The sequence below is a fragment of the Flavobacterium ajazii genome, from assembly GCF_010614725.1.
Lineage (GTDB): Bacteria > Bacteroidota > Bacteroidia > Flavobacteriales > Flavobacteriaceae > Flavobacterium > Flavobacterium ajazii.
On sequence record NZ_JAAEHL010000008.1, the window covers coordinates 1 to 11,359 of the forward strand.

Genomic DNA, 11,359 nt, shown 5'->3' on the forward strand with positions numbered 1-11,359 from the left:
CTTCAGGCTGGGAAATTTCGACAACTTCAGGTGGTAGCACTTATACAGCTTTATCGCTTCCATATACAGTGGCTTATACTGATAATGGCAAGAATATTAGATATTATGCTACAAATGGCTGCGGAACAACTTATAGTAATGTTGTAGCGATAACAGTAAATCCTCTTCCCGGAACTCCAACTGCTACTGCTGCTACTGATGTTACTTGTTCTAGCTTTTTAGCCAATTGGACTGCAGCTACTAATGCGACAGGTTATTATTTAGATGTATCGACAGTTAATAATTTTTCGAGTATTGTTGCTGCTTATAATAATTTAGATATTGGGCTTGTAAGCTCTTATAATGTCACGGGATTAACCAAGAAAACTACATATTTTTATCGATTAAGGGCATATAACAGTTGTGGCACAAGTGTAAGTTCTAATTATATTCAAATAAAAACACTAGATGTTGCTACTGCTACAATAAGTGGAACAACAACTGTCTGTAAAGACGCTGCTTCACCTGCTATTACTTTCACTAATTCTGAGGATAATGCCATAACGGTTACTTATAATATTAACGGAGGCACAAATTTAACAATAAATGTAGGCGCAAATGCTACAGCTACAGTTAGTGCTCCAACAGGAACTTCAGGAACGTTTGTTTATAATTTAGTGAGCGCAGTGTATCAGTCAGTAACAACTTGCCTTACTAGTCTGTCAGGTTCTGCTACAGTAACTGTTAGATCTACACCAACGGCAACGATTAGTGGTACAACGACAGTATGTCAGGGAGTAACATCTCCAAATGTAACTTTTACAAATCCGCTTAGTTTACCAGTAACAGTTACTTATAATGTTAATGGAGGTACAAATGCCACTGTAAACGTAGCAGCAAATGCTTCATCAACTGTTGCAGTTTCTACAGGTGCTTCAGGGGTATTTACTTATAATTTGGTTAGTGTAGCATATCAGTCAGGATCTGGCTGTTCTGCAACTTTAATAGGGTCAGCAGTTGTTACTATTAATTCAGTTTCAACAGCTCCAACAGTAGGTACCATAACAAATATTAGTTGTACAACGAATACCGGTAGTGTTGTATTGAGTGGTTTGCCAACAACAGGCACTTGGTCAATAACAAGTACACCAGCAACAGTAACAACACCAGGGTCTGGTAGTAGTACAACAATTTCAGGTTTAGGATTAGGAAGTTATACTTTTACTGTGACTAATACCAGTGGATGTCCTTCAGCAGCTTCAGCATCGGTTACAATTTCAGATTTTTCGTCAACCACCTGGAATGGATCAGGATGGAGTAATGGACTACCAGATGCGACCAAAAATCTTATTATTGCTTCGTCTTCAGGGGCTCCTTTTGCAGCTGATTTAGCAGGCTGCGCCTTGACGGTTAATAATGGTATAGTAGCATCAGTACCATCTGGGGTAACTTTGACGATTACCAATGCTGTAACGGTTACTGGTACTGGTTCCCTAACATTTGAGAATACAGCCAGTCTGGTTCAAATTAATCACATTTCGAATTCCGGAGCAATTGTTTACAAACGTAATTCAGCTCCAATGAAAAACTTTGATTATACGTATTGGTCATCACCAGTTGCAGGACAAACATTATACAATTTATCACCAAACACGCTTTGGGATAAGTACTTTTCATTTTCAGGTACAGCCTGGGTGCAGATCACCAATGGAGCGGGAACAATGGAGCCCGGAATTGGATATATTATCCGTGTTCCTAAACCAAATTCAACATATACCAATGGTAAAGATAACTGGACGGGTAGTAGCTATGTGCAACCAGTAGAATTTATTGGGGTTCCAAACAATGGAAATATAACTAGTAGTCAGACAATGGTAGCAGGGAATTTATATTTGATAGGGAATCCATATCCATGTGCAATGGACGCTGATGAATTTTTATTTACGAATCTTCATAACAGAGCTATTTTAGAGGGAACTATATATTTTTGGACACACAATACGGCTATTACGCCAACAGGAACACAATACAAATATACTTCAGATGATTATGCTTCTTACAACTTAACGGGAGGAACAGGAACAGCTGCCAGTAGTTCAGGGAATAAAACAGTACCAGATGGTTATGTAGCTGCCGGGCAGTCTTTCTTTGCAACAGCACAAGCACCCGGAAGTGTTGAGTTTAATAATTCTATGAGAGCTGTGGCTTATAATAGTACTTTTTTCAAACCTGGTAAAACATCAAAATCAGTAAAATTAGAAAAACATCGTTTATGGCTTAACATGATTAATTCGGAAGGTGCTTATAAACAGGCTTTAATAGGATATATAGAAGGTGCTACTAATAGTTTTGACAAAAGTTTTGACGGACTAAGTTTTGACGGAAATAGCTATATTGATTTTTATAGTGTTAATGCAGCTGATAATTATGTAATTCAGGGACGCGCTTTGCCTTTTAATGATACAGATGTTGTGCCTTTGGGCTATCGTTCAACTGTGGCCGGTGATTTTACCATTGCAATCGATCATGCCGATGGTAATCTGGCAACTCAAAGAGTTTATCTGGAGGACAAGCAAACTGGAATAGTTAATGAATTGACAGCAGGAAATTATACTTTTAACACAAAAGCCGGAACTTTTAATAACCGTTTTGTATTAAAATATACTAATCGAACACTTGGAACAGGAGATTTCGAAACAGAGGATAATTCGATTTCTGTAATTACACAAAACAAAACGATTACCATTAATTCTGTGAAGGATAATCTTGAAAAAGTTTTTATTTATGATGTTACCGGTAAACAATTATATACAAAAGATAATGTAAACAATCTTCAGCTTATAATGCAAAACCTGCCATTCGCACAACAGGTTTTATTGGTAAAAATATTTTTAGAAAATGGTACAGTTACAACTAAAAAGGTAATTTTTAAATAAGAAAAACCGAGAAATAAACCGAAAAATCCGGCAGCGAAAGTTGTCGGATTTTTTTTTGAATAATATAAAAGGGATTCGTTTCCGGAAATCCTAATGAAGTAAAGTAGCTTTATTCTTTCTTTTATTTAATCAAAAAACAACAAAAGGAGGTTTTATATCGAATAAATATGCTTTTAATCGAATTTGCTTTTTTTTATAGTTACGACGAAATCATTACTGCTATTTTTGCGCCCGTTAAATACTTCTTTTTAAGACTATAAGAGATGTTTTAGTAGTATTAATTTTGGTATTAACATACTGCCCCGAAAACCAATTTAAAATAACCTGCTACAATGATTCAAAAAATACTTTTGAAGGAGCGCCTTTTGCTACTAAAGGCTGTCGTTTTATTTTTTTTGTTTACTACATCTAAAGCTTTATCTCAAACTAGTGCCACCAGAATTTATACCGACTGGAATGGGTATTTTACATCAAGTTCAACTACTAGTGTTGTGGCTGACCAGCCAAATAACGAAAATAATTTATTAGCTTTTTCCTGGAATGGAAAGACTTATGCAACAGGTGCTAATAATGCTGTTTTAACTAGTCATTCTGTTAATTTTGAGAATAGTCGTTTCAGGGCTTTAAAAATCCAGTCTTTGCCATATGATGCTAGTAGTTATTATTTGCAAGGTTCTTATATTGATGGTTCTTTAACCAATAGGGTATTAACACCTGCTTTGGTTGGAACTCTGTCAACTCCTGCAGAATTAGCTTCCAGACTTACAGATGGTATTAATGGTTTAGCATTAGGAACAGGAATTGCAAATATAAAAGCAAATACTTCTGCTGAATTTAAAGTGGGTACAAATAATATACAATTAGGGATAATTGGAGATGGCATTCCTGATATCATAGTTACTCAGGTTGCTCAGCCTAGTTCAGTAGTTGATAAATTTAGTTTTGTTAATGCAGCAGGAGTCATTATAGGTAATTCTGTTAATATAGATTTTACTTCTAGTTCTATTCCCGCTGTTGGGACTTACAGACTGGATTTATTTAATACCAATAACGGAGCTCCAGCATCTGGTTTTAGTGCAAATGACACCCGTGATATTCGTTTGCTTGCCTTTGATTTAAGTGCCTTTGGAATTACAGATGCGACTTCATCACAGATAGATCGTTTTGTAGTTAATTTTTCAGGTAGTTCTGATTGTGCTTTTATCGCTTTTAATACAAATTCATTAAAATTAGCAACCGTAGCTTTAGTAAAAAAAGCAACATTGCTGGGATGTGGTGTAGGAAGTAAAATTCAGTATACTTTTGAAGTTACCAATACAGGGGAGGTTCCGTTAACAAATATAGTGGTAACTGATCCAATGATTGGTGCAATATCAGGTTCCCCTATTGCTTCTTTAGCTGTCGGGGCAACGACAACTCTAACCGCAGATTATACTATTACAGCAGCGGATGTAGCTTTAGGGAAAGTTACCAATTCGGCAAAAGTTACAGCTCTCGATCCTTCATCAAACACGGTCGAAGACATTTCAGGTTCTTCAACGGGGAATGACATCGAAACAGTTACTAATTTATTGACTCCGCCAGCAATTGGAACAGTAAAAAACATCACTTGTAATTCATTAGGGACTATTGATTTAAGCAATTTGCCTTCTACAGGAACGTGGACTCTTGAGAGAAACCCCGGAGGTATTACATCAACAGGTACAGGATCTACAACCACAGTATCAGGTTTGCCAATTGGAACCTATAGTTTTAGAGTGACAAACAGTACCGGATGTAAATCTCCTTCGACAGCAAATATTTCTATAACAAGTCAGACTACAAATACGTGGGATGGAAGTGCATGGTCAACAGGTTCAGCTCCAACATTAGACCAAAATATCGTATTTACCGGGAATTATCCTCCTGCAACAGATCCTAATGTTGATTTAAATGGCTGTACTTGTCTGGTTTCAGGAAGTACTACAAAAGTGACTATAAAATCAGGACGTACTTTAACAGTTACGAACTGGGTAAATGTAGCAACAGATGAGAATTTAATTTTCGAAAATAATGCAAGTCTGATGCAAACTACCAATGTTGTCAATACAGGTAAAATCATATACAAACGAATTTCTCAGCCAATGAAAAATTTTGATTTTACTTATTGGTCATCGCCTGTAGCTGGGCAAACGTTGTTTAATTTGTCACCCAATACACTATGGGATAAATATTTTTCATATTCAGGAACTGGCTGGCAGCAAATAAGTAACGGAGCAGGAACAATGGCATTAGGAATTGGTTATATTATCAGGACGCCTAAAGCGGGTGTTTGGTCTGCACCTTATCCTGAAACAGTAGTTTTTCCTTATGCACAGCCTGTTCAGTTTATAGGGGTTCCTAATAATGGAAACATTACAAGCAGTCAGTCTATGACGGTCGGAAATTTTTATTTGATAGGAAATCCTTATCCATCTGCACTTAAGACAAATGATTTTTTATTTACAAATACTAATAATCACAATGTTTTAAACGGAACTATTTATTTATGGACTCATAATACGGCTATAGTACAAAGCGGTTCAAAATATATTTATGTTTCTGATGATTATGCTTCTTTAAACGGGACAGGAGGTACTGCTACAACCAATGGTGGCAATAGTGCTATTCCATCCGGTAATATAGCCGCAGGACAGTCATTTTTTGCCAGTGCAAAAAGTAATGGAAGCGTTGAGTTTAATAATTCAATGCGTATTGGCGGAAGTAATAATGCACAATTTTTTAAACAGTCACAGGAATCAAAATCTGGAGATTTAGAGAGACATCGTTTATGGCTGAACATGACCAATTCTGGTGGTGCTTTTAAACAAACCTTAATTGGTTATGTTGAAGGGGCAACTAATGACTATGATGATGATTTTGACGGTCTCAGTTTTGACGGTAACAGTTTTATTGATTTTTATAGTGTTAATGCAGCAGATAATCTTGTAATTCAGGGCCGTGCTTTACCATTTTTAGATACTGATGTAGTTTCTTTAGGCTATCGTTCAACTGTGGCTGGCGATTTTACGATTGCTATAGATCAGGCCGATGGTAAGCTAGCTGCTCAGACTGTTTATCTGGAAGATAAGCAAACAGGTACCACCAATGAGTTGACAGCAGGTAATTATACTTTTAATACAAAACCAGGAACTTTTAACAACCGTTTTGTGTTAACATATACCAATAAAACATTGGGTACAGGCGACTTTGAAACTGAGGAAAATCAGATTTCTGTAATTGCTCAAAACAAAAGTATTACGATTGATTCTGTAAAAGAAAATATTGATAAGGTGTTTATTTTTGATCTTTCGGGAAAACAATTATCTAAAATAGAAAAAGTAAATAATCTTAAGTTGACAATGCAAAGTTTACCCTTTGCCCAACAAGTTTTATTAGTAAAAATAGTTTTGGAAAATGGATATGAAACGACAAAAAAAGTAATCTTTAAATAAGTTTCACCTTGAAAATAACAAAGAATCCGACGGCGAAAGTTGTCGGATTTTTTGTTTTCAAGATGTTTTATAATGAGTTGAAAATCACTAAATGTTGGTATTGTCAGATGCATGTTGTAAATATATATTGCATGTAAATTCTTACTAATTGATATTGTTGAATCATACGTGTAATCCAAATCTATTTATTTTGAAATTAAAACTGTACCATCTGCTAACTATTGTTTTTTGTTTTTTATCTATTGAAAATAATGCCCAACAGGGAAAATTAGATACCACTTTTAATACCTATGATGATGGTCTTAGCGGAGATGGTTTTAACAATACAGTCAGAACATTATCAATGCAGACTGATGGTAATTTAATTGTGGGTGGGGATTTTTTGAGTTTTAACGGAAAACCACTTTCTTATTTAACCCGATTGAAAGCAGATGGAACTGTAGATACAGATTTTGATACAGGATTTGGTTTTAACGGAAAAGTATATGCTTCATGTATTCAGCCTGATGGTAAAATCATTATAGGAGGTAATTTTACAAGTTTTAACGGAGTAAGTGCCGGCAGGTTAATTCGTTTAAATAATGATGGTTCGCAGGATACTGCTTTCAATACATTAGTAGCTGCCACAACAGGGATTATTAACCAAATTGCATTGCAGCCTGACGGAAAAGTTATAATTGTCGGAAGTTTTACAAAGTATAACGGAGTCACCGTAAATAGAATAGCCCGAATTTTAACTGACGGAAATTTAGATGCCTCTTTCGTTACAGGCTCCGGGACTCCTGCCAATATTAATGCAGTACAGATTCAGCCGGATGGTAAAATTATCCTGGCTGGAAATTTTATCAAATTTAATGGCGTTGATGCTAATAAAATTGTACGTCTTAATTCTGACGGAAGTATTGATGTCGGATTTAGTACCGGAACTGGTTTTGATAATGACATAAATGCAATGGTTTTGCAGCCCGATGGCAAAATTATTCTGGGAGGAGAGTTTACAGCTTACAACGGAACAGTATCAAACAGAATCATCCGACTGAATTCAGATGGAACAATAGATGCAACTTTTTTGTCAGGTACAGGTTTGAGTAATGGTGTGGTTCATGTTATAAAAACCGATTCATTAGGAAATATTATGTTGGGCGGCTCGTTCACAGATTTATACAATGGTTCAGACGTAAACCGATTACTTTTTTTAAATGTAGATGGTACTTTAAAAAGTGATTTTGATATTGGTTCTGGCCCGGCGTCTGCATCTGTTTTGGCATTAAGTAATTCATTAGAGGGCTCCTGGTTTGTTGGAGGTTCTTTCTCAGTTTTTGATTCACAAAATCAGGGGAGACTGGCTAAAATTGATACAAACGGAATTCATGATATTGGATATCTGTCTGCCGGAGTTGGTTTTGATAATTCGGTTTTAAAAGTTCTGCCTTTGTCTGATAATCGAACAATGGTGTTTGGTAATTTTTCCAGATTCAATGGAACTCCTTCTTCAAGAATTGCCCGACTTTTATCAAACGGTGATTTGGATATGACATTTAATATTGCTCAGACTGGAGCTAATAATGTTATAAAAACTGCAGCGCAACAGTCAGATGGCAAAATAGTTATAGCAGGAGGTTTTACCGCTTATAATAATACAATATGCAATCGTATTGCCAGAATCCTTCCGGATGGCAGTTTAGACAGCAGTTTTCTTTCCGGAAGTGGATGCAATGGTCAGGTGTATTCAGTAGTTATCCAAACAGATCAAAAAATCGTAGTTGCAGGAAGCTTTACAAAATATAATGGAGTTAGTGTAGGTCATGTTGTAAGATTATTACAGGACGGAACAATTGATAGCAGTTTTAACACTGTTTCAGGTACAGATGGAACAATAGATGTAATAATGCTTCAGCCGGACGATAAAATTATCTTAGGAGGAAGATTTGATACGTTTAATGGCACGGCACATTCCAGACTAATTCGTTTGAATGCAGACGGAAGTATTGATACCAGTTTTTCCGTAGGTATTGGATTTGATAAAAATGTATATGCTTTAGGTTTGCAGTCAGATGGAAAAATCATAGTTGGCGGCTCTTTTTTAAATTACAACGGAATTTCTAAAAAACGAATTTTGAGACTGCTTCCAGACGGAACTTTGGATACAACTTTTGATTCAGGTACCGGTTTCAGTAATAGTGACGTACGAAGTATTTTAATACAACCCGATGACAGGATTTTAGCAGGAGGTGGTTTTTCAGGTAATTACAACGGTACGACAGCTTTGCGTTTAGTACGTTTGACATCAAATGGAAGTATAGATACGTCATTCAACGTAAATCTGAACAGTACTTTATTTACAATGGAATTTACAGTTGACTCGAAACTAATAATTGGCGGTAATTTTAATTCGGTTTCAGGAGTTGCAAAACACAGGATTGCACGTTTGAAATTGTGCAATAACAGTTCAAAATGGAATGGTACTGACTGGTCTAATGGCACGCCTTCAGCAGGAAAAGAAGTAACATTTGAAGAAGATTACTTGTTTTCATCTTCAGTAAATGTATGCTGTTGTATTATAAATTCAGGGAAAATAGTAACTGTTACCGGTGGCAAAACTTTGGGACTGAGTTTTAATTATTCAGGCGCGGGAACTTTGGTTTTAGAAGACACTGCTTCTTTATATCAGTCAGATGATGATATGATTAATTCCGGGATAATTCATCTTAAACGTAAAACAGCACCTGTTCGTAAATTCGATTATACGTATTGGTCTTCTCCTGTTGAAAATCAAAAGTTGGTTGATGTTTCTCCAACAACACTATCTGATAAGTTTTTTTCTTTTGACCCCGACGTAAATTATTGGAAAGGGGAAACATCATCTAATATCATGACAACCGGAAAAGGATATATTATTCGGGGGCCACAAGAATTTTCGACTACAATTCCTGAAAAATATGAAGCGGTTTTTAAAGGAATTCCGGTTAATGGAAAAATAAAAACTCCAATTAGAAATTCAGAAAGTTTCAATTTAATAGGGAATCCATATCCTTCGGCTCTTGATGCGGATGCCTTTTTAACTGTTAATTCGGTAAATATAAAAGGAACTCTTTATTTCTGGACTCACAATACGCCAATAACTAATGGAAAATATGTTTCTGATGATTATGCCGTTTATAATCTATTAGGAGGTGTAGGTACAAGATCTGCACTTGCCTCAGGAGAAAATAATACTCAGCCGGATGGTACAATTGCTTCCTGTCAGTCTTTTTTTGTGCAGAGTATTACAACGGGAGAAGTAAAATTTGAAAATAGTATGCGAATTTTAGAACAAAACGCATCATTTTTTAAACCGGCTAAAATTACCGAAAAGAAAAGGGCTTTTGAAAAAAACAGAATCTGGCTCAATTTAACTAATGAAGAAAATGCATTCAAACAGATTTTATTAGGTTATATTGAAGGAGCGACTAACGGTTATGATACAGCTTTTGATGGCGAATCTTTTGACGGTAATCAGTATGTTGATTTTTATACTTGTAATGAAGAAAAGAATTGGGTTATCCAAGGGAGACAATTTCCTTTTCAGGAATCAGATGAAGTTGTTTTGGGATACAAAACTCAAATTAGTGGAAACTTCAGTATAAGTATTGATCATCTGGATGGAATTTTTAGCGGTCAGCAAGAAGTTTATCTTGAAGATAAAGAACTGAAAATACAGTATGATTTGAAAAAAGAACCTTATAAATTTTCAACTCAAAAAGGGATTTTTAATAATCGTTTTGTTTTAAAGTTTAGCAATAAAACATTAAATCTTATTGATATTCAAAAGAATAAAACTGGAGTCGTTATTTTCCAAAAGAAAGGCCAAATTGTTATAGAATCTGATTCAGCCATCCAAAAAGTTCAAATTTATGATCTTGCCGGTAAATTGATTTTAGAACAAAATTTCAATCAAAACTCAATAGTGATTTCTAATCTTAAGTCAAAGAATCAGGTTTTGGTATTTAAAGTTAAAACAGAAAATGGTTTAGAAACGAAGAAAGTAATCTATTAAGTTTCATTAAGTAATTTTTCATGAGTATTTGTAATTGCCTTTTCATTTTTATAATCAATCCATTTTTGACCTTTGAATTTTCGCATCATGATATCAAAATGCCGCATGATAAAAACATTATAAGCTGCTTTTGACAGATTGGTAATGTTTTTAGGGAAAGAGCGCAAACTCATAGAAAAACCTGGAGTCAGATATTTCATGTAATGCCAGTAGCCTTCGGGCATATACAGCATTTCGCCATGTTTTAAATTGGTAATATACCCTTCGGCGTTTTTCAGGGCAGGAAATTTTTCATAATCAGGATTGTCAAAATCAATGTCTTCTCTTGAAATCAAAGCATGAGGAACTTTATACATATATTTTGACTGATCTGGAGCAAAAATCATACACTGTTTTTCTCCATGAAAATGAAAATGAAGAATATTCGAATAATCAATGTCAAAATGCATAAAAACCTTTGCATTTTCTCCCCCAAAAAATAGCATCGGCATTTGTTTGACTAATTTTAAACCAATATCAGGCCACAAAAAATCATCTTTCAAAAGAGGAACTTCTTTCATTAAATTATAAAGAAAAATGCGGTAATTGGTTGGTTTGGATTCTAAAAGAGCAATGTAATCGCTCATTTTCATTTTAGTATGAGCTTCATTAAAACCATCTTCATGATTTACAGGCCTGTCATCGTATAAAGGAACGATAAGATCTCCTGCAATTTCGTTGATATAGGATAATTTCCATTTATGATAAGCGGGCCAGTCTTCAGTAAGCTCTTCAACAACTACGGGTATTTGGTTTTTTACATATTGGGAAATAAAATCAGATTTTGAGATTTTTTTTACCCTTTCGATTTGTTTTAACTTCATCTTTTAAAATAAAAAAAATGCTTATAACTCTGTGTAACAAGCAATTTAAAAATATTTACTGAAATAGATGAA

The 11,359-nt window shown here is 35.1% G+C and carries 4 protein-coding genes; 3 read left to right on the top strand and 1 reads right to left on the bottom strand.

Annotation, left to right across the window (positions count from 1 at the left end; translation table 11 throughout):
* The 3 genes from GWR14_RS14940 to GWR14_RS14950 all read left to right on the top strand — a co-directional run.
* A partial coding sequence (locus tag GWR14_RS14940; RefSeq protein WP_163409882.1) for a T9SS sorting signal type C domain-containing protein occupies positions 1 to 2,915 on the top strand: 2,915 nt, incomplete at its 5' end.
* A gap of 332 nt (positions 2,916 to 3,247) precedes the next feature.
* Entirely contained in the window at positions 3,248 to 6,388 is a 3,141-nt protein-coding gene (locus tag GWR14_RS14945; RefSeq protein ID WP_163409883.1) for a DUF7507 domain-containing protein, read from the top strand.
* A 190-nt stretch (positions 6,389 to 6,578) separates the two neighbouring features.
* The gene (locus tag GWR14_RS14950; RefSeq protein WP_163409884.1) at positions 6,579 to 10,424 is read left to right on the top strand and encodes a calcium-binding protein; all 3,846 of its coding nucleotides are present in this window, start codon (positions 6,579 to 6,581) and stop codon (positions 10,422 to 10,424) included.
* Here the strand turns inward: GWR14_RS14950 and GWR14_RS14955 are convergent.
* Complete coding sequence (locus GWR14_RS14955; protein WP_163409885.1) at positions 10,421 to 11,287, bottom strand: cupin-like domain-containing protein; 867 nt, start codon at positions 11,285 to 11,287, stop codon at positions 10,421 to 10,423. The genes GWR14_RS14950 and GWR14_RS14955 overlap by 4 nt on opposite strands.
* Between the last annotated feature and the right edge of the window lie 72 nt (positions 11,288 to 11,359).